Source organism: Bartonella sp. AP58NXGY, assembly GCF_042195785.1.
GTDB lineage: Bacteria > Pseudomonadota > Alphaproteobacteria > Rhizobiales > Rhizobiaceae > Bartonella.
The window spans coordinates 1-670 of record NZ_JBHIOY010000286.1 but is presented as its reverse complement, the minus strand read 5'-3'; the positions used below and the strand labels follow the sequence as shown (position 1 = coordinate 670).

The 670-nt window shown below is 40.6% G+C and carries 1 pseudogene; it reads left to right on the top strand.

Annotation, left to right across the window (positions count from 1 at the left end):
- A pseudogene (locus ACFINC_RS10980) lies at positions 1 to 670 on the top strand (hypothetical protein); the annotation flags it as partial.

Below are 670 nucleotides of genomic sequence, written 5' to 3'. Positions count from 1 at the left end.
ACGGTACTCAAGTAAATTTTGCCAACAGTGATGGTATAGAACGTGTCCTTTCTGGAGTTAAAGCAGGTAAACTTTCAGCAAACTCGACAGAAGCAGTCAATGGTTCTCAGCTTTATTCTTTAGGGGACAATGTTGCGCAGTACTTTGGTGGTGGCGCTGGCTATGATGCGGAAGGCAACTGGACCGCCCCAAGCTTTAAGGTTAAAACAGTTAAGGATAATGGTGAATCTGAAGAGCAAGAGTATAAGAATGTAGCAGAGGCTTTTGAAGGTGTTGGTACATCTTTTACAAATGTCCAGAATAAAATTACCAATGAAATAACCAATCAGATTAATCATCTTCAGTCAGAGGATTCAGCGGTTGTTCATTATGATAAACAGAAGGATGACACTATTAATTATGCAAGTGTCACTTTTGGAGGTAAAGATAAAACCCTCACGGCTCTTCACAACGTTTCTGATGGTCAGATTGTTGAGAATTCCCATGATGTGGTTACGGGTGGTCAGATTAATACGCTCTCTCAAGATGTTGCAAAGTTCTTAGGTGGTAGTTCAACATTTAATAACGGAGCTTTTACAGGCCCAACCTATCAATTATCTTCAGTTTCTAAAGAAGGTGAGGTTACGGATAAGCCGTTTACTGATGTTGGTTCTGCGGTTTCTGGTCTTGA